Genomic DNA, 24,963 nt, shown 5'->3' on the forward strand with positions numbered 1-24,963 from the left:
AGTGACACGCCTGCCGCCGGACGCAACCCTTCAGTTTCACGTCGCAACAACGGCAACTGGGGAAGTCGCCTTGGCATGGTATATCGCTTAAAAACCCGGCACGTGGTCGGCCTGAGTCTGATGGGTTCCCCACCTGCATCATTTCGGTTCACAAGGACGGAAATGTCGCAGGCTCAGCGCATCTGACACCGATCTGGACCGGACAAATCCGTTCGCCCCTCCCAGCGAACCGTTCCGCAGCGAGGGATATCCAGAGATGTTTGATCGTCACGTACCGCAGAACGTGGCGTGCACGACCTCGTTATCAGCCGGGGGCTGTTTCAGATCCTCCGCATCTGCCTGATCGTCGTAAGGCCGCGCGAGGACGGCGTTCAGCCGAAGGAACGGCTGGTAATCCCCCGCCACCGCTGATTGGATCATCTGCTCGACACGGTGATTGCGCGGAATATAGGCGGGGTTCGCTGCGGTCATCACTTCATGCGGTGACGCCTCTCGCGCCAAACGCGCACGCCAGCCCTCTGCCCAGCTGTCAAAGGCCTGCGGGTCGATAAACTGGTCACGCGCGGTATCTTTGCCCAGCGCGCGGAAGGTGTTGGTGAAATCAGCCTGCCCCTTGGCCATGCGTTTTAGCAGATCGGTGATCAGCGCCTGATCGCCTTCTTCAGCGGTCGTCAGTCCGACCTTTGCCCGGAACCGGGTCAACCAGTTCTGTTGCAGCAGATCCGGCATGGCATGCACGATCTCGGTCGCCTCCTCAACAGCGGCGTCCTTGTCGTCCATCTGCTGGATCAGTGAGGTTGCCAGCTGCGCCAGATTCCAGACAGCAATATCTGGCTGGTTGGAATAGGCATAACGGCCCATCCGATCTATCGAGCTGTAGACCGTATTGGGGTGATAAACGTCCATGAAGGCACAGGGGCCATAATCGATGGTCTCACCCGCGATCGAGCAATTGTCGGTGTTCATGACCCCATGGATAAAGCCCACGCCCATCCACTGCGCGATCAGGCGGGCCTGCGCATCCCGAACGGCCCGCAGCAGGCCCATTGGACCTTGGGCTGCGGGATAGTGGCGCGCGATGGCATAGTCCGTCAGACGCCGCAGATTGTCCAACTGCCCCCGCGCAGCAAAGACCTGAAAAGTGCCTACCCGCAAATGGCTGGTTGCAACCCGGGTGAGCACCGCACCGGGCATCGGGCCCTCCCGGAACACGGTTTCACCGGTCTCTACCGCCGCCAGTGCGCGTGTTGTGGGGATGCCCAACGCGTGCATCGCCTCGGACACCACGTATTCGCGCAGAACCGGACCCAGCCAAGCCCTGCCGTCGCCGCGACGCGAAAACGGCGTCGGGCCCGAGCCTTTCAGCTGAACATCCCGCCGCACACCATCCGTTCCGACAGTTTCGCCCAACAGCACCGCGCGCCCGTCCCCAAGCTGCGGGTTGTACTGGCCAAACTGATGCCCGGAATAAAGCTGCGCGATGGGGTCCGCACCATCGGGGATGCGATTACCTGCAAAGGCTTCCGCCATCTCTTGCACGTCGCCCGGATGGACCTGCAACAGCCGTGCCAGATCATCATTGAACGCGATCAACTTGGGCGCGCGTACAGACGCCGGTTTCTGTCGCGCAAAAAACGCGTCCGGCAGGCGGGCATATGAGTTATCGAAAGGAATGGTCAGTGTCATGGGGCAAACATATTCCCCGTGCGCACGAATACCATAGCGGATCACACCTTGCCGTGCATAATTGCGCCAAACACACGAGGGGCCACATGACCGCACAAGAGATCATCGACCGCCTGAACCTGCAACCTCACCCCGAGGGCGGCTGGTACGCGGAAACCTGGCGCGCCGAGAACAAGGGCCGCCCGACCGGCACCTGCATCTACTTCTTGCTGCAAGCGGGGGAAAGCAGCCACTGGCACCGGGTCGACGCGACCGAGATCTGGCTCTATCACGCGGGCGCGCCACTGATTCTGTCCTTGAGCGCAACAGACAAGGGTCCGGCGGTTGACCATGTGCTGTCGCCCGATTTGTCTCGGGGCGCACCGCAACTGATTGTTCCCGCCGGCCATTGGCAGGCCGCACGCAGCACCGGTGATTACACACTGGTCAGCTGTACAGTTTCTCCCGGATTTCAGTTTGATGGGTTTCAACTGGCAGAACCTGGGTTTGATATCCCTCGGGGATAAGCTGATCTTGGAATGCTCTGAAAAGGTGAGTTTACAGAAAGTTACGCATTTATCATTCTGTAAACGCAACCGCAGGTATCGGAGCATCGAGTGATTGTGAAACGCATCTTCCTGATCCATCTGCTTCTGTTCGCAAGCACCGGTCTTGCAAACGCCGAGATCGCCTGTGCAGAATCCCCCCTCTCATCCGAATTGGCGCTACCCGATCTGGAGGAGGAAGTCGCAACCGAACACATCGAACCTGCCGCGGCTGTCGAACCTGCGGTGCTGATCTCGAAACGCCCTGCGCTGCGCCCTTGCAAGTTCCGCCAGTTTGAAGTGGGTCGCCAGCGTATGCGTGACCGCGGGGCGGTCTGTGGTGACTGGACCATCTTGGGCGAAACCCGCACGTCTTTGGCTGGAAAAGCGCAGGGTTGCGGCATCGCTAACCCGGTCCGGATTTACAGAATTTCGGACATTGCGCTCAGCCAGTTTTCGCTGATGGACTGTCAGACAGCCGTCACGCTAAAAACGTGGATCGAAAACACAGCCAAACCCGCCTTCGCCGAACTGGGAGGTGGGCTCAAGGGGATGCGGGTTGTTGGCCACTATGCCTGCAAGACGCAGAACAACCAGCCCTATGCGCGCATTTCCGAACATGCGCGGGGTCGGGCCATCGATATCTCGACCTTCGTGTTGCAGGACGGAACGCAGATCACCGTTCAGGACGGATGGAGCGACACCGATCAAAGCACCGTGTTACGAGAGTTGCACAGCGGAGCCTGTGGTCTGTTTGGAACTGTTCTTGGTCCTGACGCTGACCGGTATCACAAAGGGCATTTTCACTTCGACACAGCCCGTCGCAGTGGCAAGCCTGTGTGTCGATAACGCGTTAGCCGTTACCTGTATGCAACCTCAACCCACCGGTTGAGCGTTCACTGTACTGACCATGCCGCCACCCACCAGCGCTTTCACCCCGGTTGTTCCCGGGCACGAGGTTGGCAATCCCCGCGCCACGCGCACGGCCAGATAGGCAAAAGCCTGCGCCTCGAGCATGTCACCGTCCAACCCCACGGCCTCGACCGGTTCGACCGGGCAGTCGAGGGATACGCGCAGCATCTCCATCAAAACCGGATTGCGCCGTCCACCGCCTGTAACCAGCACGCAAGACGGCGGTTGCGGACAATGTTCCATCCCCTGCACCACCCCAGCTGCGCACATCCCGGTCAGGGTCGCCACCGCGTCAGCGTCACCCAGTTCTTTCACCAGGTCGATCATCTCAGAGAAATCGTTCCGGTCTAGCGACTTGGGCGGCATACGTGCAAAGAAAGGCTCAGCCAGAAACAGCTCCAACGCACCCATTTCGACGGTGCCATTGCGCGCAACCGCACCATCCCGGTCCATCGGCTGCCCCAGCCGGGCCTGCATCAGGTCATCGACCGGCGCGTTCGCTGGCCCCGTATCAAAGGCAAGCAGCGCCCCAAGCGCCTCGGGACCATCAAAGCTTGGGTCCACATAGGTCAGATTACCAACACCACCCAGGTTCAGGAAGCACAACGGGCGGTCCGCGCCAAACCACTTGGCGCAAGCAAAGTGAAAAAACGGTGCCAGCGGAGCACCCTCGCCCCCCATCGACACGTCGTCGCTCCGGAAGTCCCAGACCACCGGGCGCCCCAGCGCCTGCGCCAGACCAAGACCATCGCCCACCTGCAGTGTGCCACGCCCGCGCGGTTCATGCACCAGCGTCTGGCCGTGAAAGCCGATCAGATCTACATCTTCGAACTCGGACAGCGCCTCGGCATGGGCTATGGTTACCATTTCAGCCGCCGCATCGACCTGCGGGCCGTGCCATTGCCCCAAAGCCGCCCGCAGCACATCGCGTTCAGCGTCGGTATAGGCGCGATAGCCGCTTTTCCCGAATCCAGCGATGGAATGCCCGTCGGTTTCCACCACCGCAGCGTCCACCCCGTCCAGCGACGTACCGGACATCGCGCCCAATGCCCGAACCATTCCGTGTTTCTTGATGGTTTGGCCCACGCCCGCCTCCTGATCTGGCATTGTTTCCGCCGTGCCCGGAGTTCTGGACTTCACCTCTGGGTTGCAGCTTGGTCAAGGTGCTTTTGTTATGCCGCCTTGGCAAGCCTTCTGATTGGGGGTGTCGGTTTTTTTCCGACTTCGCGCCTCAGGATCAACACCCCGGCCACCTAGTTGCGCGCGCATATCACAGCACGCGCTTTTAGATTGAAAAGGTGGCTTTTCCTCATCCGCAGCGCCGCCTATACAGTGCCGCGCAACACAAACCCCGAGGGCACGATATGACCTACCACCCCAAATCGGATTTCATCGCCACGATGATCGAGCGCGGCTTCCTCGCCGACTGCACCGATTATCAGGGCCTTGACGACGCGCTGATCAGTGGGTGCAAGCCGGCCTATATCGGCTTTGATGCAACGGCCAAGTCGTTGCATGTGGGCAGCCTGATCCAGATCATGATGTTGCGCTGGTTTCAGAAGACCGGCCACCAGCCGATCACCCTTATGGGTGGCGGCACCACCAAGGTGGGCGACCCTTCGTTCCGCGCGGATGAACGCCCCCTGCTGGGACCCGAACAGATCGACGAAAACATCGCGGGCATCAAGAAAGTGTTCGCGGCCTATATCGATTACGACACTGACGCCGAAAACAAGGCGCTGATGTTGAACAATGCCGAATGGCTGGATGATCTGAACTACCTCGATTTCCTGCGCGACATCGGGCGGCATTTTTCCGTCAACCGGATGCTCAGCTTTGAATCGGTGAAATCCCGGCTGGATCGCGAACAGTCGCTGTCGTTTCTCGAGTTCAACTACATGATCCTGCAAGCCTATGACTTTCTGGAGCTGAACCGTCGCTATGGCTGTGTTCTGCAAATGGGCGGCAGCGACCAGTGGGGCAACATTGTCAACGGTATCGACCTGACCCGCCGGGTGCTGGATCACGAAATCTACGGCCTGACCTCTCCCCTGCTGACCACCAGCGACGGTAAGAAGATGGGCAAATCGCAGGATGGCGCGGTCTGGCTGAACGCCGAGATGCGCTCACCCTATGAATTCTGGCAGTTCTGGCGCAACACCACCGATGCGGATGTCGGGCGGTTCCTGAAGCTCTATACCGAATTGCCCGTGGATGAATGTGACCGTCTTGGCGCGCTTGCCGGGTCCGAAATCAATGAGGCCAAAATCCGCCTCGCCAATGAGGTGACAGCCCTTCTCCACGGGGCGCAAGCTGCGGTAACGGCCGAAGCCACAGCCCGTGAAGTGTTCGAAAAAGGTGGGGTTGGAGACGATCTGCCCACCCTGACCCTCAGCGCGGACGAGCTGGGCGACGGCATGTCCATCGTGCAGATCATTGTCAAATCAGGCCTGGCCAAGTCCGGCAAAGAGGCCAAGCGCCTGATTGCCGAAAACGGGGCCAAACTGGACGACGCTCCGCTGACGGATGCGGGCTTGATGATCGACGCGGGTGCATTGACGTCTCCGATCAAGCTGAGTGCAGGCAAGAAACGCCACGCATTGGTGCAACTGGGCTGACGCCCCTTTCACCTTTGATTGCAAAGCAGGAAACGGCCACCCGATTGGGTGGCCGTATCTATTTTGGAATCAGCACGGCTACTGACGTCCCTTTCCGCGACCGGGCCGGTCGCTTTCGCCTTCATCGTCATTGGCGTTGTTTCCGCGACCCGGACTACTGCCTTCGCCGCCATTGCCGCCGCCATTGTTACCCTTATCGCCACCTTTGCCACCGCCGTTATGGCCCTTTCCGCCGCCGTTATTGCCTTTGCCACCGCCGGGTTCACCATCGCCACCGCCGGATTCCCCGCCACCACCGCCGGGTTCTCCACCGCCACCGCCTGGTTCTCCACCACCACCGCCGGGCTCTCCGCCACCGCTGGGTTCACCACCGCCACCACCGGGTTCTTGGCCGCCGTTGTCAGGCTCTCCTCCACCACCAAGACCGTCAGGACCAACCGCGTTCGCAAACCCTGCCCCGCCGGGTTCTGAACTGCGGCTTTCGCCCCGATTTTCTGCCGCGCCGGTCAAGCTTGCCGTTGGCAAATCCGTCAACAACGCGGCCAGCCCCGGGCATTGCGCCCCGGCAATGCTCAGAGTTGTCTCAAAATCCGGTCTCTTCTGAAGTCTGTCCAGAAAGCTCGGGGTCACCTGAACACAATCGCAAAGCCCGGCATAGTCGCCTGCATTCGCAAGATTTCGAGCCGTTTTCCAGTTACAGGTTTCCGGCGCTGCAACAGCACTGCCGGCAACCACAATTCCAAAGACAGGTGCAGCCAGAACAGCACCCAGTGATTTATTCTTACCATTTACCATATCGGAACCTCCTGACGAAAAAACACGCAATGGCTGTGATTACTTCGTTCACGAACAGGCGCGTTTTCGTGAAGCGCGGATTAAGATGCCTTAAAGATGCGTATTTGCCCGGCGGTCAGTCCGCCCCGCCCCTTTAGGCGTTCAGGCTCAAAGATGTGGACACCGACCCTGCAATGCAGTTATTGAACAGCTGTTCATATCCCAGGGAGGAGTTCCGATGCACCTGTCCACCACAGCCGCTCTTGTCACCGGCGGCGCATCCGGTCTGGGCGAAGCCACCGCCCGTCACTTTGCCGCGCAGGGTGCGCAAGTCACTATTCTGGACCGTGACGCGGACCGTGGCGCTCTAGTCGCCTCCGAAATCGGTGGGTATTTTGCGCTGACGGATGTAACCGACGAAACCTCGGTCGCAGCTGCCGTACGCCACGGCATGGACAAGATGGGCAAGATCACCGCGACTGTGAACTGCGCGGGTATCGCTTATGGAATCAAGACAGTCGGCAAGGATGGACCCCACCCGCTGGACGCGTTCCAGCGCACGATCGACATCAATCTTGTCGGCACATTCAACGTCTCAAGGCTGGCCGCGGCTGAGATGGCAAAGAACGAACCCGAACCGGACGGGGCGCGCGGTGTGATCATCAACACTGCATCGATTGCTGCATTCGACGGCCAAAAGGGACAGGCGGCTTATGCTGCATCGAAAGGCGGCGTGGTTGGCATGACCCTGCCAATGGCCCGCGATCTGGCCTCGTCCGGGATTCGCGTCATGACCATTGCGCCGGGTATCTTTATGACCCCGATGTTGGCGGGCCTTCCTGACGACGTGCAGCAACAACTGGCCGCCGACGTCCCGAACCCGGCCCGCCTGGGTGACCCCAAGGAATACGGGCGGCTGGCCGGTTTCATCGTTGAAATGGGCTATCTGAACGGCGAAGTCATCCGCATCGACGGCGCTCTGCGGATGCGGTAAGATAGCCCCATGTCGGAGCGCCAGAAAATGCAGTCCGGGCAGTGGTATTGCTGTCTTGATCCTGAATTGGATGATCTGCGCGCGCGGGCACGACGGGCTGTTCACACTCACAACACCTGTCCGCCCGACACACGCGGCGCGATGGCCCCGGAACTGCACGCGCTGCTGGGCCATGTCGGCGAGGACTGTTTTCTCGAAGCCACTTTTCACTGCGCATATGGAATGAACATCCATCTGGGCAGCCGGGTTTTCTTCAATGCCGGATGCGTGGTTCTGGACACGGCCCCCGTTCGAGTCGGCGACGACACGATGTTTGGCCCCAATGTTCAGATTTACTGCGCGCATCATGCCAAGGACCCGGCTGATCGGGCACAAGGGTTGGAAATCGGCCTGCCCGTCACCATCGGCAGGCAGGTTTGGGTTGGCGGCGGAGCGATCCTGTTGCCCGGCATTACCATAGGCGACTACGCCACAATCGGCGCAGGCAGCGTCGTCACCAAAGACGTCCCCGCCAAAGAAACCGTAGCAGGTAATCCGGCAAGACGTCTGGCGCGCTAAGCGCTTTCAGCCTTCTCTTCGAGCGTCAGCCATTCCTCTTCAGCGGCCGAGAGTTTCTCCTGCCGCTCAACCAGCGCCTCGGTCGCTTTTTGGAACTTCACCGGTTCGCGCGTGAACAGCTCGGGGTCGGACATCAACTCTTCCAGCTTGGCAATCTGGGCCTCTAGGCGCGCGATCTCGGCAGGCAGTTTCTCCAGCCGGTGCTTTTCCGAGAAGGATAGGCCGGATTTCGGCTTTTCTTCCTGCTTGATCTTTGGCTTTGAAGCTTTTGCTTTTTCGATACTTTTTTGGATCACGTCGCCACGCTGCGCGATGTAATCCGACCAACCGCCAGCATAGACTGTCGCCCGTCCGTTCCCCTCCATCGCGATGGTGGTTGTCGCCACGCGGTCCAGAAAATCCCGGTCATGGCTAACCAGCAGAACGGTGCCGTCGTAATCGTCCAAAAGCTCTTGCAGCAGGTCCAGCGTCTCGACATCCAGATCGTTGGTCGGTTCGTCCAGCACCAATAGGTTCGAGGGTTTCGCCATCAGCTTGGCCAGAAGCAATCGGGCTTTTTCCCCACCGGAGAGGGATTTGACGGCTGCTCGGGCCTGCCGTTCGTCAAACAGAAATTCCTTGAGATACCCTACAACATGTTTGGGCTGCCCGCCCACCATCACCTGATCGGCCTTACCCGACACCCGCATTTCCGGATCGCCGGTCAGACTGTCCCACAGGCTCATCTCGGGGTCCAGTTGGGCGCGGGTCTGATCGAACACCGCGATTTCAAGGTTCGTCCCCAAGGAAACCGAGCCCGCGTCCGGCTCCACCTGCCCCAGCAGCATCTTCAGCAACGTTGTTTTTCCAACACCGTTCGGCCCGACAAAGGCCACCCGGTCTCCGCGCTGTACCAGCAGATCAAAGTTCCGAACGATCTGAGTGGCATCAAACGCTTTGGCCAACCCCTTGGCCTCGATCACTTTTCGGCCCGATTTTGGCCCGGCCTCCAGCGCCATTGCAGCCGAGCCCTGACGTTTGATCTGCGCCGCCTTTTCAGCTCGCAATGCCTGCAAGGCCCGCACCCGGCCTTGGTTACGTTTGCGTCTGGCACTAATGCCCTCAACCGCCCATTTCGCTTCGGACTTGATCAGGCGGTTCAGCTTATGGCGTTGCTGGTCTTCTTCCTCCCAGACCTTGTCCCGCCAGGCCTCAAAGGCTTCAAAGCCCTGCTCCTGTCGCCGAACAGCCCCCCGGTCAATCCAAAGTGTTGCCCGCGTCAGCGCCCTTAAAAAGGCCCGGTCATGCGAGATCAGCACAAAGGCCGCTCGGGTCGCGCCAAGTTCGCGTTCCAGCCACGCGATGGCTTCGATATCCAGATGGTTGGTCGGCTCGTCCAGCAACATCAGATCCGGTGCTTCGGCCATCAGCTTGGCCAGTGCCGCCCGCCGCCGCTCTCCGCCCGAAGCGGTCTCAACCGCGCGTGAAGGATCGAACTTCAACCCTTCACCGGCCCGTTCAACCTTGTAAAGTTCTCCCGGCTCCAACCCGCTGGATGCGTAATCCCCCAGCGTGGCAAAGCCCTCCATCGTCGGGTCCTGCTCCATGAAGCCCACGGATTTTCCGGGCGGCACGACAATCTCGCCCCGATCAGCCTCGACCAGACCGGCCATCACTTTCATCAGCGTGGATTTTCCGGATCCGTTTCGCCCCACCAGCGCAACACGATCTCCGGGTTGAACCACCAGATCCAGTTCGGAAAACACCGGGTCACCCCCGAAAGTCAGGGAAATGCCGGACATCTGCAACAAAGGAATTCTCGCCATGTGCGCCAGCTAAACCGGCTGACACATTGCGTCAACGCCCCGTCTTCACCTTTTCAAAAATACTCAATCTACCCGGCCACCGCCCGCAACAGACGTTTGCGTGCCGGGGGGATCGCACCGATTTCCACCCCTGTGAAAACGTGCAGCGTGTTCATGTGGCGATCCACCACCGCATGATCGCTGACCCAACCGCCCATCATCAGGTAGGTCCGCAACAAGGGTGGCATCCGCAGCATTGCCTTTTTCACATCCGGTCTGCGCCGCAGACGCGCGGCAAAACGAAACACATCCGGAGCCTTCACGCGCGGCAACCAACGTTTCGGGCCCAGATGGCGATATTTGAGCATCGCAAACGCATCCAGATACTGCTCAGTTTCGGTACCGGCAAAAGAGGAACATCCAAACAACATCTCGACGTTGTTCCGGTCAACGTAGGCCGTCATTGCCCCCCAGGCGACACGCAGGATGTCGGGGTCGCTGTGATTGGGGTGGATACAAAATCGTCCCATTTCGACCATCCGACCTTTAAAGCCTTCGAGCGAGGTCAGGTCATAGAACTGTGCTGAATAACTTTGTCCGATCTCGCCGCCACTTTCCATGGTCAGCATCCGAAAGCAGCAGACCAGCCGTTCAGCCGAGCGCATATCCTCGATCAGGATATGGCTACAGCGTGCATCAAATTCGTCGCAGTCCGGTTTTTCAGTACCAAAAGCCAAGGTCCGCAATGCCTGAGCTGTTCTGATATCCTCGGGCGATTGCGCCAGTCTGGCGCGATAGCGCCCCTTGCTTAACAAAACTGCCGTTGCCACGGTCGCGTCCTCCACGGTTGCCGACCCTCAGGCGTCGGTACGACACCGTTAGCACATGACATGTGACTGCCCTGTGACCACCGCAAGGTTTTGGCGCAAATTAGTTGGCGCCCGGAATGTTGGCCGGATTGAAGTTGCCGATATTGCCCAGCAGCTGACGCAGGAAGCCTTTGTCCTGAACGTTGGAATCGGTAACGCGGCGCTCCAGAGCAATCACATTCCCGTCCTCTAGACCAAAGCGTTCGATATTTCTGACGACACCGCGCTGATCAAAACTGATGGCAACCAGCTCGCGCGATACCACCTCGGGCCGTTTCGGACCGTAGTGACGCACGCGAGAGCGGACGTAGTAATAGCCCGAATCCCGAACCACGCCGGATGCGCCCGGCGCGCCGATGGCCTCTTGCACGCTGTCACGCGTGTCTACGCCAACTTTGATTTCCGCCAGTTCCTCGGCCGGTGGCACATAGCCGTGATTCTTGAAGACAGCCGTACAAGCCCCGGTCGCAGCCAGAAAGGCAACAAACACAAGCGATTTCGCAGCTGGTTTCAACTGGTTCACTACCTTCAACATCTGCACCCTCTTGCCTTGGCCTTCTTCGGCTTCTATCCGATTACATAAACCGCTGCCACGGTTCAACACATAGAAAGGCTCACGAATGAGCAACACGACATCATTTCGGGTGTCTGACCTGCCACAGAACGCCCCGACACCGTTCGATCTGCGCCCCGCAACCACCGCGCTTGAGCAAATCAGGCAAGACCTTGGGCTGCTGGGGTTGCGCAAGCTCAGCTTTTCGGGCGAAGTGCAGGCACAAGGTAAACGGGACTGGGAATTGAACGGCAAACTCGGTGCAACTGTCATCCAACCTTGCGTGGTAACGCTGGAACCGGTGACGACAAGGATCGATATTCCGGTGTACCGGACTTTTCTTGCGGATTGGGCAGACCCAGATGATCCAGAGTTCGAGATCCCGGAAGAAGACGAATCTGAACCTTTGGGGCCTGAAATTGATCCGGCCCTAGTCATGATCGAGGCCCTGTCCCTGGCTCTGCCACAATATCCGCGGAAAGACGGCGCAGAACTGGGTCAGGCTGCCTATACAGAACCGGGCAAACAGGCGATGACGGATGACGATGCCAAACCCTTTGCAGGATTGGCAGGGTTGCGCGATGTACTAAAAAAAGACGAGTGACAGGTGCCAGTTTTCCTGTCATAGCAGGCGGTCAGAAAAATCGCTTGAACATGCCGAGAATCGCAGTATTTTCGCGCGCTCATCGGATTTTGGGTTGGACATTGCGGGGCCCGTCGCCTAAACGCGCGTCAAACCACGATAAACGAACTACGAAACCCGGGTCGGCAGCGAATCTGCGGCCCCCAGTCAGACAAAGGTTGAGACCATGGCCGTCCAACAGAACAAAGTTTCCAAGTCGCGTCGCAACAACCGCCGCGCACACGACGCTCTGGTTGCTGCAAACCCGAACGAATGCCCGAACTGCGGCGAGCTGAAACGCCCGCACCACGTTTGTGCATCTTGCGGCCACTATGACGATCGCGAAGTCGTCGCACAGGCCGACGAAATCGATCTGGACGAAGACGCAGCCTAAGCCTGATCGAGCGCAGGCCAAGGCATGAACGATCAGCCCACGCACGCCGGACGGATCACCATCTCGGTTGACGCAATGGGAGGGGACGCAGGTCCCGCTGTCGTCGTTGCAGGTCTGGCGAAATCGGCTGGCAAGAACCCGAATATCGGGTTCCTGCTGCACGGGCCCGAACAGGTATTGCGCAAGCTGGTTGCCAAACGACGTGTCCTTGAAGGGCGCGTCGTTTTTCGTGATTGCCCCGACGTTGTCACGATGGAGGACAAGCCCAGCCAGGTTGTGCGCAACGGCAAGCAGACCTCGATGTGGTCCGCGCTGGAAGCGGTTCGTCAGGGCGAAGCCCATGGCGCTGTGTCCTGCGGCAACACCGGTGCCCTGATGGCCCTGTCAATGATGCGCCTGCGCAAATTGCCGGGTGTCAACCGCCCCGCAATCGCGATCCTGTGGCCTTCGCGCAACCCGCAGGGGTTCAATGTGATGCTGGACGTGGGCGCCGATGTGCGCGCCGACGCCAAGGACTTGCTGCAATTCGCCCTGATGGGCGCGTCTTATGCGCGCAACGGCATGGCCCTGAACCGACCCCGGATCGGGCTGCTGAACGTTGGCACAGAAGAGCATAAAGGCCGCGCGGAACTGAAAGCAGCACACGCCTTGATCTCGGATTTCGCGGAACAGGCGAATTTCGAATTTGTTGGCTTTGTCGAAGGCAGCGACATTCCCGGTGACAAGGCAGATGTCATTGTTACCGATGGGTTTACCGGCAATGTCGCGATCAAAACGGGTGAAGGCACCGCCGGCCTGATCGGAGATCTTCTGCGTGAGGCGTTCAAATACTCTCCGTTGTCCCGATTGGCTTCGGTCTTGGCCATCACGTCGCTGCAGCGCCTGAAAAAGCGCATTGATCCGCGGCGCGTAAACGGTGGCGTGTTTCTGGGTCTGAACGGGACAGTTATTAAATCCCATGGCGGGGCAGATGCGACCGGAGTGTCGGCGGCGATCAAACTGGCCTTTACCCTGGCACAGTCCGGCTTTGCCGAAAAATTAGCTGCGCGGGTTGCATCCACGGCCCAGCTTGCACAAGATGCCGCGCAAGCTGCGCCGCAGACCGATAAATAACAAAAAAGGCAGTACCTCAAAAATGGCAGGCCGTTCAGTTGTAGTAGGTGTCGGGCATTATTTGCCGGAACGTATTGTTCCAAATTCCGAGTTCGAGAAAACGCTGGACACGACGGATGAATGGATCAGAACCCGGTCGGGGATCGAACGCCGTCACTTTGCCGCCGATGACGAAACGACGTCGGACCTGGCCACCAAAGCTGCCGAGGCTGCGCTGGCCGATGCGGGCCTGACAGCGGATGATATCGACGCGATTGTCCTGGCGACCTCGACGGCGGACCTGACCTTTCCTTCTGCCGCGACCATGGTTCAGGCCCGGCTGGGCATGACAAAGGGGTTTGCTTTCGACGTACAGGCTGTCTGCGCGGGATTCGTTTTCGCGCTCAGCAACGCAAATGCGTTGATCCTGTCCGGCCAAGCCAAACGCGTGCTGGTCATTGGTGCCGAAACCTTTTCCCGGATTATGGACTGGACCGACCGCTCGACCTGCGTTTTGTTCGGGGATGGCGCCGGCGCATTGGTACTCGAAGCGCAGGACGGCGAAGGCACCGCTGCGGATCGCGGCATACTCGCAACCGATCTGAACTCGGATGGGCGCTACAAGGACCTGCTTTATGTCGATGGGGGTGTTTCGACCCAATCCACCGGGCATCTGCGGATGCAGGGCAATCAGGTCTTCCGACATGCCGTTGAAAAGCTTACCAAAACCGCTGAGACAGCCCTGAGCCGCGCAGGGCTGAGATGCGCTGACGTCGACTGGATTGTTCCTCATCAGGCCAATATTCGCATCATTCAGGGCACGGCCAAAAAGATGGGCCTGCCGATGGAAAACGTGGTTGTGACCGTTCAGGATCACGGCAACACCTCGGCTGCATCGATCCCATTGGCATTGTCGGTTGGTAAACAACGCGGGCAGATCAAACCCGGCGACCTGATCGTGACCGAAGCGATTGGCGGCGGTCTGGCTTGGGGCGCGGTGGTTCTGCGCTGGTAACCGGCGCAATCCAGCTTACACAGCTGCTTGCAATTCATTGATATTGACAGCGAATTTGCCATACCCATATGCTTTGACAGCAACAGGGGAAATGACATGGGCGACAATACACTGACTCGAATGGATCTGAGCGAGGCCGTCTTTCGCGAAGTCGGGCTTTCACGCAACGAAAGTGCGCAGCTGGTCGAAAGCGTTCTGAACCACATGTCCGACGCTCTGGTGCGCGGTGAGCAGGTGAAAATTTCGTCCTTCGGTACATTCAGTGTTCGCGACAAGACCGCGCGAGTCGGTCGCAACCCCAAAACCGGCGAAGAAGTTCCGATACAGCCCCGCCGCGTACTGACCTTTCGCCCGTCGCATCTTATGAAAGATCGCGTCGCCGTCGGGAATCGCAAGTAACCCAGGGTCACGCGGATATGAGCAAGTCTCCCGACGCGTTTCGCACGATCAGTGAAGTAGCGGATTGGCTTGGGGTTCAGGCCCATGTTTTGCGATTCTGGGAAAGCAGGTTCGCTCAGGTCAAACCGGTCAAACGCGCGGGCGGGCGCCGGTATTATCGCCCCAATGACATGCGTCTTTTGGGGGGCATAAAGAAACTGCTTCACGAAGACGGGACCACAATCAAGGGCGTACAGCGAATCCTGCGCGAGCAAGGCGTCGCACATGTCGCAGCACTGTCTCCGCCTCTGGACGAACCGGGTCCTGCCCTGATTGAACCCGTTCAAGGTACTGTGGTGCCGTTCGAACCCAAACCCGCTGCCGCCACCGAACAAATCCCTATGGATCTGGACGGACCGTCCGAGCAGCCGGCGAATGAATGCATGCAGGCCGACGCACGTCCCACGGCTGTGTCAGTACAAGAACCAGACCTGAACACAGCGCCCCTGATAGGCGGAATTGCTTCGCTGGCGTGGAAGCGTGCCGAGTTTGACGACGAACTTCTGCGCCAGATTGCACCGATTGCAAAAGACCTGCGCCGCTGGCTGGATCGGGTCGAAACACAGGCGACGGGTTAGGAAAAAAGGCAGTGTTTTCCTCTTGCCCCTGCCGGGAAAATCTTTATGAACGGCCCAACGTCGGGCTATGGCGCAGCCTGGTAGCGCGTCCGTCTGGGGGACGGAAGGTCGCAGGTTCGAGTCCTGCTAGCCCGACCAAATCACACCGACGTTTATGGCACAAAGGCCAGATCCCGCTCTGGCACATGAGGGGATCGAGATGACAGGTGTTTGCGCGAACCAGCAAATCGAAGCAATGATCGCGCGCGGAGAGATCGCCGCCAACCCCGATGTCCTGTCAGCGCAAATTCAACCGGCCAGCCTTGATTTGCGTTTGGGAACAGTGGCCTACCGCGTTCGTGCCTCATTCCTCGCGGGCGAAGGACAGACCGTTACGGATCGCTTGGCCGAGTTCGAGATGCACCGCATCGACATCTCGGACGGCGCTGTTCTGGAAAAGGGCTGCGTCTATCTGGTGCCTCTGATGGAATCGCTTGCCCTGCCCCGCGATATAACCGCCGTCGCCAATGCCAAAAGCTCGACCGGGCGGCTTGACCTTCTGACCCGTACCATCACCGATGGTGGCACCGAGTTCGATCGCGTGACCGCAGGCTACAAAGGCCCGCTTTATGCCGAGATCTGTCCACGTTCGTTTTCGGTTCTGGTCCGGCCCGGTATGCGTCTGAACCAGATCCGTTTCCGTCAGGGTCAGGCCGTCTTGTCTGACGCCGAACTGACCGCCCTGCACGCCGAATCGCCGTTGGTAGACAGCCCTGCCGTAATTCAGGACGGTCTTGGCTTTTCGGTCGATCTGCAACTGCCCGATACTGATCTGGTCGGCTATCGCGCCAAGCCCCATACCGGGGTAATTGATCTGGACCGAATTGGCGAATACGACCCCCAGGACTATTGGGAGGAAGTACGCACCAAGGACGGTCGCATCATACTTGACCCCGGTGCATTCTATATCCTTGTCAGCCGCGAGGCGGTCCACATCCCGCCGATGTATGCCGCCGAAATGGCACCTTATCTGGCGATGGTTGGTGAATTCCGGGTGCATTATGCCGGATTCTTCGATCCCGGCTTTGGCCATGCAGCCGCCGGGGGGGCCGGGTCGCGTGGCGTGCTTGAGGTGCGATGCCACGAAGCGCCTTTCGTGCTGGAGCACGGACAGGTGGTCGGTCGTCTTGTTTATGAGAGAATGGCCGAGATGCCCACGCAGCTATATGGTGCCGGGATTGCATCGAACTATCAGGGGCAAGGCCTGAAACTGTCCAAGCACTTCAAAGCGGTTGGATAACCCTCCGAATTTCTTGCAAGGGTGCATATGCCGGATAACCCGCGTTGCCTGTCGCAGGTTCTGCGCCTGACCTGTAGTGACCTGTCCGGATTTTTACTCCTCAAACAGTTCCGACTGGTCTTCGTCCACTTCGTCTTCGCGCGCCTCGCCCAACGGGATCGCCCCCGGCGGAGGTCGGTTTTCCAACAAACCCGCAGCCCTTAGTTCCTTGAGACCCGGCAGGTCGCGGGCGTTCTCCAGACCAAAATGATCCAGAAACTCGGACGTCACCACAAATGTCACCGGACGACCCGGTGTCATGCGGCGCCGGCCCAACCTGATCCACTCCATCTCAAGCAACTGGTCAATCGTCCCGCGTGAGACTGACACACCGCGAATTTCCTCAATCTCGGCGCGGGTGCAGGGTTGGTGATACGCGACGATGGCCAATGTCTCAATCGCGGCCCGGCTGAGTTTACGGGACTCGACCGTTTCCTTCTGCATCAGAAAGCCCAGATCGGGGGCTGTGCGAATCGCCCATGCCTCTCCAACACGCACCACGCGCACGCCGCGCCCTTCGTAACGTCTCTGCAACAATTCAACGGCTTGCGCGGCGTCGCTTCCATGCGGCATCCGCGCTTCAAGATCGGCAATCGTCACCGGATCGGCACTGGCAAACAACACCGCCTCGACCATACGCTCCTGTTCCGCCAGGGGTGGCGCCTCGAACAGGGTACCGGTTTCTTCTGGGGCATCAGTCACGTGTCTGTGTCCTTTTGCGCAAATGGATCGGCGCGAATGTCTCGCTCTGCTTGATCTCCATATGTCCTTCTTTCACCAGTTCCAGCGAGGCCGCAAAGGTCGCAGCCGTCGCCGACCTGCGGCGCACCGGGTCAGTATCCCAGCCATCGGGCAGATAGGTTTCCATATCGGTCCACGTCCCCGCAAAACCGATCAGCGGGCGCATCCGCTCCAGTGCCTGCTCCATCGTGAACACCGCATCGCGGTCCATCACAAAGGGGCGGAATTCGTCACGGGTGCGGATACGGGCATACCCCTGCATCAGGTCCAGCAGCGTGGCGGAATAAGTCACGGTGCGAATGCGGGTGACGTCCTCGCCCTGCCCGCGTTTGAAAAAATCACGCCCCAGTTGGTCGCGGGCCATCAACCGTGCAGCGACGTCACGCATCGCCTGCAGGCGTTCAAGTTGAAACGCCAGATGCGCGGCCAGTTCTTCACCCGATGGCCCTTCGTCATCGGGGTCTGGTGGTAGCAGTAAACGGGACTTGAGAAAGGCCAGCCACGCCGCCATGACCAGATAATCTGCGGCCAGTTCAATGCGCAGCGCACGCGCCTTTTCAACAAAGGCCAGATATTGCTGCGCCAGCGCAAGAACCGAGATCTTGCGCAGATCCACTTTTTGCGTGCGGGACAGGGTCAGCAGAACGTCCAACGGGCCTTCGAACCCGTCGACATCAACAATCAGCGCTTCGGCCGCAAGACGATCCGCGACCGAGACAGGGTCTTCGCTAAAAAGATTATCGTTCATTTACCTGCCCGCCCATTAGGGCAGATAGTTCCGCTTCGGCGGCTTGGATGTCAAGTTCCCGCGGGCGTTTGCGCATCGCCAGCGCCCGTTCTGCGCGGGCTTGTGCCACATCCGACATTTCTCCGGCAGTTTCCATCACAGCGGCACGTTCAGAAAAACTGCCATTGCAATGCAGGACCACATCGCAGCCCGCCTGCAATGATTGGCGAGTGAGGTCCGTCAACGCCCCACTGAGCGCCTTCATCGAGATATCGTCGGTCATGATCAGGCCGCCAAAGCCGATATTGTCTCGGATCAGGCCCATCATGGCCGCGGAAATGGTGGCTGGCCGGGGATCGATCTGATCAAAGACCAGATGCGCCGTCATCCCCATCGGCAGGTCGTTCAAGGCGCGGAACGGCGCGAAATCGCTGTATTCCAACTCTACCAGCGGCAAATCAACATGCGGCAGGTCATGGTGACTGTCCAAAGTGGCCCGGCCATGGCCGGGAATGTGCTTGAGAACCGGAAGAACGCCCCCGTCCAACAGGCCCTGTGCCACGGTCCTGCCGACCCTGGAAATCTGCTCAGGATCAAAGGCATAACAGCGGTTTTTCAGAAACGCGTGGGTCTCGGGCCGCGCCACATCGACCATGGGGGCACAGTTGCTGTCGATACCCAGACCAAACAGCTCATCCGCAATCAGGCGGTACCTGAGGTACATGGCGCGTTCCGCTTGATCACCCGCCCTGGTCACATGATCCAGCGGCGGCAGCCATTCGCGGGCCAAGCGTGCGCGCAAACGCTGTACGCGCCCACCTTCCTGATCAATGGTAATGGGACAGTTGCGCCCAACGGCCTCGCGGAAATCATCACACAAGGCCCGCACCTGATCGGCGCTTTCAATATTGCGGGCGAACAGGATGAACCCAAACGGGTTCATCTGGCGAAACAGGTCTCTTTCCTTCTGCGTCAGGCGCAGGCCTTCAGCATCTGTGATCGCTGCTCCGAACTTCACCTCACGGCCACCGGGATACAGTCAGCGCCTTGCGCGACCAGAGCAGCGCAGAACTGGCGCGAGTCGCTCAGGTCTTCGAACCCCAGAACACGCAGGCGGTAGAAGGTGCGCCCACCGCTTGAAGTTTTCTGGATAACACGCTGTTTTCCCGACAAATACTCACCAAACTGACCATTCAAACGGTCCCACTCGGCCTGTGCCACTTGCGTGCTGTCATAAGCTCCAAGCTGCGCCAGCCGGGTTCCCTTTGCCAGTGTATCCGGATCAACATCCACCCCGACCGCGGCTTTCACCGCTGCATTGATGGCGTCTTCGGAATTCTCGCTGGGCGCGACCTGACTGCGGGTGGACCGTGCCGGACGCGTCACAGGGCGCAACGATCGGCGAACGCCCGGCAACTCGGCGAAACTCGGGTCAGGCAAGGCCGCAGCAAAATCTGCCGGGTCAATGGCGGGTTCTTCATCGGGGGTGGTCAGCGATGCCAGTTGTACACCGTCTTCGAACTCTTGCTGCGTTTCTGCTGCCGCACCCGCCAATTCCGCAACCAGCGCATCTACTGCGTTCTGGCGCAGGCGCGCGGCCTCCTGCGTGGTGATAGGTTCTTCGACAACATGCAGCGCAGGGGTCGGCTTCAGTTCTCCGGCGGGCAGATCTTCGTCTGTCAAGGACACCGGGCGCGGTGCAAGGATCAACCGGTCGGCCGGCGCCGCAGCGCTGCCTTCGGCGGCGACGGCATTCACGGCAAAGCCCTGATGATCGGCGGGTGTTCCACCCGGATTTTCCGGCTGTACACGCATCGGCCCTTCGGCGGCGCGAACAACCGGCACGCCACTGACATCGCGCATGATCAGTTGATAGCCCCAGACCCCGACACCAGCGACCAGCGCCAAGGAAGCAACAGCCCCCAGGAAATTGACTGCCCTGCCCAGACCAAACGAGCCTCGCGGCGCGTCATCTTCCTGCATATCTTCGGGAAAATCATACACATCATCAGAATGCGCTTGATTCGGGTAATGAATCTGCCCGGGGCTTTGATGCCCCGAGTAATCGTAACTCGCCATGTCCGCCTCACTGCCCGTTTCGCGCCTGAAAATAAGGCCCGCGGGTCATTTCTTGCCTACCTCATACCGGCGGTTCGGGCGATATTTTTTACCGCATCTCCTGCGCCGGAGTAACGCCAAGAATACCCAAGCCCGCTGAAATCACAACAGAAACGGCCCGGGCCAAAGCGATTTTTGACTGGCTTGTGGCAACATCGCCATCCTGGATAAAACGCAATTGCGTCTCGTCATTGCCTTTGTTCCACAACGCGTGAAAGTCGCCTGCAAGTTCATAAAGGTAAAAGGCGACCCTGTGCGGTTCATTGGTCCGGGCGGCAATCTCGACCAGCCGTGGCCATTCTGCCAGCTTCTTGGCAACAACCAGTTCCGAGGCATGATCGATCTTGCTCAGGTCAGCGTCCGCAAGGGTCGCATCATCAGCCGCAATTCCAGCTTCGGCCGCACGGCGCAGCACGCTCATGACACGGGCATGTGCGTATTGAACGTAGAACACAGGGTTCTCGCGGCTTTGTTCCAGCACCTTGTCAAAATCGAAATCCAACGGCGCGTCGTTCTTGCGGGTCAGCATAACAAACCGCGTCACGTCCGGGCCCACCTGATCGACCACATCGCGCAGAGTGACAAAGTTCCCCGCCCGCTTGGACATCTTGAACGGCTCACCGTTTTTCCACAGCTTCACCAGCTGCGTCAGCTTGATATCAAGCGGCACCTTACCGTCGGACAGCGCCGACACAGCGGCCTTCATCCGTTTGACATAGCCGCCATGGTCGGCGCCGAACACGTCGATCAGCGCGTCAAAACCACGGGTCACCTTGTCATAGTGATAAGCAATATCCGGGGCAAAATAGGTCCAGCTACCATCCGATTTCTTGACAGGGCGGTCGACGTCGTCCCCATGTTCGGTCGACTTGAAGAGGGTCTGTTCGCGTGGCTCCCAATCTTCGGGCTTTTTGCCCTTCGGCGGCTCGAGCACACCTTCGTAAATCAGGCCCTTGTCAGTCAGCGATTGCAATGCGGCCTCGATCCGACCAGTGCCATAGAGAGATTTTTCCGAGAAGAACACATCCATCTCGACGCCCAGCGCTTTCAGGTCAGCGCGAATAAGGTCCATCATCGCGTCGGTCGAGAACTCACGCACCTCTTCCAGCCAGTCACTTTCCGGCTTGTCGATCAGGCTGTCGCCGTATTTCTCTTTCAACGCCTCACCGATTGGGATCAGGTAGTCGCCGGGATAAAGACCTTCGGCAATTTCGGGGCTCAGACCATTGGCCTCGCGATAGCGTTCGTAAGCCGAGCGCGCCAGCACATCCACCTGCGCGCCGCCGTCGTTGATGTAATACTCGCGGGTCACGTCATGGCCGGAATAGGCCAGCAGGCTTGCCAGAGCATCCCCGAACACTGCACCCCGTGTATGACCCACGTGCAGCGGTCCGGTTGGGTTGGCCGAAACATATTCCACGTTGACCTTCTGCCCGTGGCCCATAGTCGAGCGGCCATAATCGGTGCCCTTCTCCAGCACAGCCGCCAGCACACCTTGCCAGACCGACGGTGCCAGCCGCAAATTGAGAAAGCCCGGACCTGCCACATCGGCGCTGGTGATCCGGTCATCCGCTGCCAGCTTCCCAGCCAATACATCGGCAATGTCGCGCGGTTTCATCCTGGCCGGTTTTGCCAGCACCATCGCCGCGTTTGTCGCCATGTCGCCATGCGCCGCATCACGCGGCGGTTCGACCGCCACGTTGTCAAAACTCAGTCCCTCGGGCAACGCGCCTTCAGACTGCATCTGCGCCAGCGCGTCCAATACGAGGCTGCGGATCTCGGAAAACAGGTTCATTTCGGATGTCCTTTTGCTTGTCGCGGGGTTTACCACGCAATGCGGCAAGGTCAATGGAAGCCTATTGTTTGAACTCGGTTGGCGCCAAATGCCCGCCAATCTCGCCCGAATATCCGCTGCCTGAGACCTCAATTGCCCTGCGCGCTGTCTGTCGAGCTGCCACCGACCACCATTTCCCGGCTGCGCAAGACACATCACCCAACCTGCAAAAAGGCCGCGAAAGCGGATTATTACCCGTGTCGTTGCAGCGCAATCAGCCCGTCAGCCGTGCGTGATCCTGCAAGGCAAAACGGTCGGTCATACCTGCGATATAGTCCGATACGATCCGGGCCAGAGCGGTCTCGTCCGCCGCAGCTTCAATATCCTCGTGCCAGCGTGCGGGCATCTGTTTCGGGTCGCTCAGATAGATCGGAAACAAGTCTTCGACAACCGTTGCAACCTCGGCCCGTACCTTCATGACGCTGGGTGCGCGATACATCCGGGTGAACAGGAACGCCCTGATTTGTTTCAGATCCGTCCAAGTTCCGGCCGAGAATTGGATGACAGGATACCCGAGATGGCGAATCTCTTCGACCGCCTGCGCGCCCGAGGCCGCAATCAAGTCACGCGACGTTGTAATAACGTCCGCCACCATGACGCCAAAAACCCGCCGGAGTGATTCATGACGTCGTCGATACGGATCAAGGCCGGGGTATTTCGCATCTACATCCGCGTAACACGCCCCCACGATCGGAAGGTGACGCAAATCATCATCTTCAAACAACCCCGCGCGCAATCCATCCAGAAGGTCGTGATTGTTGTAAGCAATGTCATCAGACAAGGCCGCCACCTGCGCCTCGGCACTTGCATGAGTATGAAGTTCAAGATCAAAGCCCTGGTTGCATTCCGCCAGGGCCCAGGGCAATTCACCAACAACTGGGCCGTTATGCTTGGCGATACCCTCCAGGCACTCCCAGGTCAGATTGCATCCGTCAAACCCGGCATAATGCCGCTCCAGCTTCGTTACGATCCGAATGGCCTGAGCGTTGTGATCAAACCCCCCGTAAGGCGCCATCAGCGCGTGGAGGGCGTCCTCACCCGTATGACCAAAGGGGGTATGACCCAGGTCGTGCGCCAGGGCTACAGCTTCGGTGAGTTCTGGATTCAGGCCCAACGCCCCTGAAATGGTTCGCGCGACCTGAGCGACTTCGATGGAATGGGTCAGCCGTGTTCGATAGCTGTCACCTTCGTGCTCGACAAAGACTTGCGTCTTGTGCTTGAGCCGTCGAAACGCACTGGCATGAATGATCCGGTCGCGATCGCGCTGAAAGCTTGACCGGAAGCTGCTTTCTTCCTCTGGCACCAGCCGCCCCCTTGCGCGGTCTGGGTCCGAAGCAAAACCTGCTCTGTCCAAAGGCCTTGTCCTTGTCGGCTGTCTTTTGGTTTCATATATTGTAGGACGCTTGGGAAATAAACCTTTGGAGACCGGCATGAATCTGCCCCCATCAGTCACCGAACGCGCCTATGACCGCCTCGCCGAGATCGGTGCCGCGGAACAGGGGCAAGCCCTGCGTGTCGCAGTGGAGGGCGGTGGATGTTCCGGTTTTCAATATGAAATCGCTCTGGACACGCCAAACACCGATGACCTCATCCTTGAAGGCAAGGGGCAAAAAGTCATCGTCGACCCTGTCTCTCTGCCCTTTCTTGAAAACGCTGTGATCGATTTCACTCAGGAGCTTATCGGTGCACGGTTTGTGATCGACAATCCCAACGCCACCTCGTCCTGTGGCTGCGGCACGTCGTTTTCAATGTAACCAGTGGGGGCTTTGCCCCCACACCCCCAGGATATTTTCAGCCAGATGAAGCAGGGATCCACTCTCTGACTATAGCGACCAGAGAGCTTCACCTGGCGCGGTCATCGGCGTCCCCGCCTGTACCGCCCTTTCAAGTATCGAGAAAATGGTTAAGGATCCGTTTCTTCATCTGGCTAAAAATATCCCGGAGCGCGAGGCAGAGCCTCGCTAGTCCGATCTCCGACTTGCCGCTGGGCCCGTTCTGAGCGATAGGTTGCCACAAGGCTTCGGAGGATCGCGCATGAAAATCGCCACGTTCAACATCAATGGCATCAAGGCGCGAACCGAGGCGCTGCCCCGCTGGCTGGACGACGCCCAGCCCGACGTTGTTCTTCTTCAGGAAATCAAATCCGTCGACGAAAACTTCCCCCGCGAGATGTTTGAAGATCGCGGGTACAACGTGGAAACACACGGGCAAAAAAGCTTCAATGGTGTCGCGATCCTGTCGAAGCTTCCGCTGGAGGATGTATCACGCGGCCTTCCCGGCGATGACAATGATGAACAGGCACGCTGGATCGAGGCGACTGTCGTGGGCAAAAAGGCCCTGCGACTCTGTGGGCTGTATCTGCCCAACGGGAATCCGGCACCCGGACCGAAATACGATTACAAGCTGGCCTGGATGGAACGGCTTTACGACCGCGCCAAGACCCTGATGAAGTCAGAGGAGCCGGCACTGATGGCTGGAGACTATAACATCATCCCACAGGCCGAGGATGCCAAACGCCCCGATGCCTGGCAGGAAGACGCGTTGTTCCGCCCGGAAAGCCGGTCCGCCTTTCGAAAAATCCTGAACCTTGGCTTTACCGAGGCCTTCCGCGCGACAACGCAGGGTCCAGACCACTATTCTTTCTGGGATTATCAGGCTGGCGCGTGGAACCGGAATGACGGAATTCGGATTGATCATTTCCTGCTAACGCCACAAGCGGCCGACCTCATGCGGGATTGCCAGATTGATGCCGCTGTTCGGGGGCACGAAAAGCCATCCGATCACGTTCCTGTCTGGATTGACCTGGATATTTGA

Annotated in this window: 27 protein-coding genes and 1 tRNA gene; 16 read left to right on the forward strand and 12 right to left on the reverse strand. The window is 59.1% G+C overall.

What is annotated here, in order from left to right; translation table 11 throughout:
* Window positions 1-267 precede the first annotated feature (267 nt).
* Window positions 268-1,686: a protein adenylyltransferase SelO gene (locus tag I9182_RS03895; protein WP_209503685.1), complete on the reverse strand. Its 1,419-nt coding sequence runs from the start codon at window positions 1,684-1,686 to the stop codon at window positions 268-270.
* 86 nt (window positions 1,687-1,772) lie between these two features.
* On the opposite strand from I9182_RS03895, the gene I9182_RS03900 reads away from it, so the two are divergent.
* A complete protein-coding gene (locus tag I9182_RS03900; protein WP_209596631.1) occupies window positions 1,773-2,192 on the forward strand; it encodes a cupin domain-containing protein in 420 nt (139 codons plus the stop codon).
* A gap of 90 nt (window positions 2,193-2,282) precedes the next feature.
* Entirely contained in the window at window positions 2,283-3,059 is a 777-nt protein-coding gene (locus tag I9182_RS03905; protein WP_209596633.1) for an extensin family protein, read from the forward strand.
* A 27-nt stretch (window positions 3,060-3,086) separates the two neighbouring features.
* Here I9182_RS03905 and I9182_RS03910 read toward each other — a convergent pair whose 3' ends face one another.
* Window positions 3,087-4,229: an anhydro-N-acetylmuramic acid kinase gene (locus I9182_RS03910; protein WP_209596635.1), complete on the reverse strand. Its 1,143-nt coding sequence runs from the start codon at window positions 4,227-4,229 to the stop codon at window positions 3,087-3,089.
* A gap of 257 nt (window positions 4,230-4,486) precedes the next feature.
* On the opposite strand from I9182_RS03910, the gene tyrS reads away from it, so the two are divergent.
* Window positions 4,487-5,740: a tyrosine--tRNA ligase gene (gene tyrS, locus I9182_RS03915; RefSeq protein ID WP_209596637.1), complete on the forward strand. Its 1,254-nt coding sequence runs from the start codon at window positions 4,487-4,489 to the stop codon at window positions 5,738-5,740.
* A gap of 78 nt (window positions 5,741-5,818) precedes the next feature.
* Here the strand turns inward: tyrS and I9182_RS03920 are convergent, their stop codons facing one another.
* Window positions 5,819-6,535, reverse strand: a complete 717-nt coding sequence (locus I9182_RS03920; RefSeq protein ID WP_209596639.1) for a hypothetical protein — start codon at window positions 6,533-6,535, stop codon at window positions 5,819-5,821.
* Window positions 6,536-6,752: 217 nt separating this feature from the next.
* Between I9182_RS03920 and I9182_RS03925 the strand changes: the two genes are divergently transcribed.
* Both I9182_RS03925 and I9182_RS03930 read left to right on the forward strand, forming a co-directional pair.
* Window positions 6,753-7,508, forward strand: a complete 756-nt coding sequence (locus I9182_RS03925) for a 3-hydroxyacyl-CoA dehydrogenase (RefSeq protein ID WP_209596641.1) — start codon at window positions 6,753-6,755, stop codon at window positions 7,506-7,508.
* A 9-nt stretch (window positions 7,509-7,517) separates the two neighbouring features.
* Window positions 7,518-8,066 (forward strand): sugar O-acetyltransferase, encoded by a 549-nt coding sequence (locus I9182_RS03930; protein ID WP_209596643.1) that lies wholly within the window; start codon window positions 7,518-7,520, stop codon window positions 8,064-8,066.
* On the opposite strand, the gene I9182_RS03935 is transcribed toward I9182_RS03930, so the two are convergent.
* The 3 genes from I9182_RS03935 to bamE form a co-directional block, all read right to left on the reverse strand.
* Window positions 8,063-9,871, reverse strand: coding sequence for an ATP-binding cassette domain-containing protein (locus I9182_RS03935; protein ID WP_245222470.1), 1,809 nt, complete (start codon window positions 9,869-9,871; stop codon window positions 8,063-8,065). The genes I9182_RS03930 and I9182_RS03935 overlap by 4 nt on opposite strands.
* A gap of 68 nt (window positions 9,872-9,939) precedes the next feature.
* Window positions 9,940-10,680, reverse strand: a complete 741-nt coding sequence (locus tag I9182_RS03940; RefSeq protein ID WP_209596645.1) for a GNAT family N-acyltransferase — start codon at window positions 10,678-10,680, stop codon at window positions 9,940-9,942.
* A gap of 100 nt (window positions 10,681-10,780) precedes the next feature.
* A complete protein-coding gene (gene bamE / locus I9182_RS03945) occupies window positions 10,781-11,254 on the reverse strand; it encodes an outer membrane protein assembly factor BamE (RefSeq protein ID WP_209596647.1) in 474 nt (157 codons plus the stop codon).
* Window positions 11,255-11,339: 85 nt separating this feature from the next.
* Between bamE and I9182_RS03950 the strand changes: the two genes are divergently transcribed.
* The 8 genes from I9182_RS03950 to I9182_RS03985 all read left to right on the forward strand — a co-directional run bounded on the left by I9182_RS03950 (window position 11,340) and on the right by I9182_RS03985 (window position 16,690).
* Window positions 11,340-11,876: a DUF177 domain-containing protein gene (locus I9182_RS03950; RefSeq protein WP_209596649.1), complete on the forward strand. Its 537-nt coding sequence runs from the start codon at window positions 11,340-11,342 to the stop codon at window positions 11,874-11,876.
* A gap of 205 nt (window positions 11,877-12,081) precedes the next feature.
* Window positions 12,082-12,288, forward strand: coding sequence for a 50S ribosomal protein L32 (gene rpmF / locus I9182_RS03955; RefSeq protein WP_008756996.1), 207 nt, complete (start codon window positions 12,082-12,084; stop codon window positions 12,286-12,288).
* Window positions 12,289-12,312: 24 nt separating this feature from the next.
* Window positions 12,313-13,401: a phosphate acyltransferase PlsX gene (gene plsX, locus I9182_RS03960; RefSeq protein ID WP_209596651.1), complete on the forward strand. Its 1,089-nt coding sequence runs from the start codon at window positions 12,313-12,315 to the stop codon at window positions 13,399-13,401.
* 22 nt (window positions 13,402-13,423) lie between these two features.
* Complete coding sequence (locus I9182_RS03965; protein WP_209503674.1) at window positions 13,424-14,395, forward strand: beta-ketoacyl-ACP synthase III; 972 nt, start codon at window positions 13,424-13,426, stop codon at window positions 14,393-14,395.
* Between the two features lie 96 nt (window positions 14,396-14,491).
* Window positions 14,492-14,794, forward strand: coding sequence for an integration host factor subunit alpha (ihfA, locus tag I9182_RS03970; protein WP_209503673.1), 303 nt, complete (start codon window positions 14,492-14,494; stop codon window positions 14,792-14,794).
* A 17-nt stretch (window positions 14,795-14,811) separates the two neighbouring features.
* Window positions 14,812-15,411, forward strand: coding sequence for a MerR family transcriptional regulator (locus I9182_RS03975; protein ID WP_209503672.1), 600 nt, complete (start codon window positions 14,812-14,814; stop codon window positions 15,409-15,411).
* 61 nt (window positions 15,412-15,472) lie between these two features.
* A tRNA-Pro gene (locus I9182_RS03980) sits at window positions 15,473-15,549 on the forward strand.
* 61 nt (window positions 15,550-15,610) lie between these two features.
* Window positions 15,611-16,690 carry a 2'-deoxycytidine 5'-triphosphate deaminase gene (locus tag I9182_RS03985; RefSeq protein WP_209596738.1) on the forward strand — a complete coding sequence of 360 codons (1,080 nt, stop codon included), beginning with the start codon at window positions 15,611-15,613 and terminating at the stop codon, window positions 16,688-16,690.
* 93 nt (window positions 16,691-16,783) lie between these two features.
* On the opposite strand, the gene scpB is transcribed toward I9182_RS03985, so the two are convergent.
* The 5 genes from scpB to argS form a co-directional block, all read right to left on the reverse strand.
* The gene (gene scpB / locus I9182_RS03990) at window positions 16,784-17,431 is read right to left on the reverse strand and encodes an SMC-Scp complex subunit ScpB (RefSeq protein ID WP_209503670.1); all 648 of its coding nucleotides are present in this window, start codon (window positions 17,429-17,431) and stop codon (window positions 16,784-16,786) included.
* Window positions 17,424-18,218, reverse strand: coding sequence for a ScpA family protein (locus I9182_RS03995; protein ID WP_209503669.1), 795 nt, complete (start codon window positions 18,216-18,218; stop codon window positions 17,424-17,426). Before I9182_RS03995 ends, scpB begins: the two co-directional genes overlap by 8 nt.
* A complete protein-coding gene (gene nagZ / locus I9182_RS04000) occupies window positions 18,208-19,215 on the reverse strand; it encodes a beta-N-acetylhexosaminidase (RefSeq protein WP_209596653.1) in 1,008 nt (335 codons plus the stop codon). Before nagZ ends, I9182_RS03995 begins: the two co-directional genes overlap by 11 nt.
* Window positions 19,212-20,276: an SPOR domain-containing protein gene (locus I9182_RS04005; protein ID WP_209596655.1), complete on the reverse strand. Its 1,065-nt coding sequence runs from the start codon at window positions 20,274-20,276 to the stop codon at window positions 19,212-19,214. Before I9182_RS04005 ends, nagZ begins: the two co-directional genes overlap by 4 nt.
* Before the next feature lie 88 nt (window positions 20,277-20,364).
* Window positions 20,365-22,110 carry an arginine--tRNA ligase gene (gene argS / locus I9182_RS04010; RefSeq protein WP_209503666.1) on the reverse strand — a complete coding sequence of 582 codons (1,746 nt, stop codon included), beginning with the start codon at window positions 22,108-22,110 and terminating at the stop codon, window positions 20,365-20,367.
* Between the two features lie 53 nt (window positions 22,111-22,163).
* On the opposite strand from argS, the gene I9182_RS04015 reads away from it, so the two are divergent.
* Window positions 22,164-22,385 carry a hypothetical protein gene (locus tag I9182_RS04015; protein WP_209503665.1) on the forward strand — a complete coding sequence of 74 codons (222 nt, stop codon included), beginning with the start codon at window positions 22,164-22,166 and terminating at the stop codon, window positions 22,383-22,385.
* Here I9182_RS04015 and I9182_RS04020 read toward each other — a convergent pair.
* Entirely contained in the window at window positions 22,364-23,503 is a 1,140-nt protein-coding gene (locus I9182_RS04020; RefSeq protein ID WP_209596657.1) for a deoxyguanosinetriphosphate triphosphohydrolase, read from the reverse strand. The genes I9182_RS04015 and I9182_RS04020 overlap by 22 nt on opposite strands.
* A gap of 76 nt (window positions 23,504-23,579) precedes the next feature.
* Here I9182_RS04020 and I9182_RS04025 point away from each other — a divergent pair, with 76 nt between their 5' ends.
* Window positions 23,580-23,903: an iron-sulfur cluster assembly accessory protein gene (locus I9182_RS04025; protein ID WP_209503663.1), complete on the forward strand. Its 324-nt coding sequence runs from the start codon at window positions 23,580-23,582 to the stop codon at window positions 23,901-23,903.
* A 280-nt stretch (window positions 23,904-24,183) separates the two neighbouring features.
* Complete coding sequence (gene xth / locus I9182_RS04030; protein ID WP_209596659.1) at window positions 24,184-24,963, forward strand: exodeoxyribonuclease III; 780 nt, start codon at window positions 24,184-24,186, stop codon at window positions 24,961-24,963.

Source organism: Ruegeria sp. HKCCSP351 (genome assembly GCF_017872535.1).
GTDB lineage: Bacteria > Pseudomonadota > Alphaproteobacteria > Rhodobacterales > Rhodobacteraceae > Ruegeria.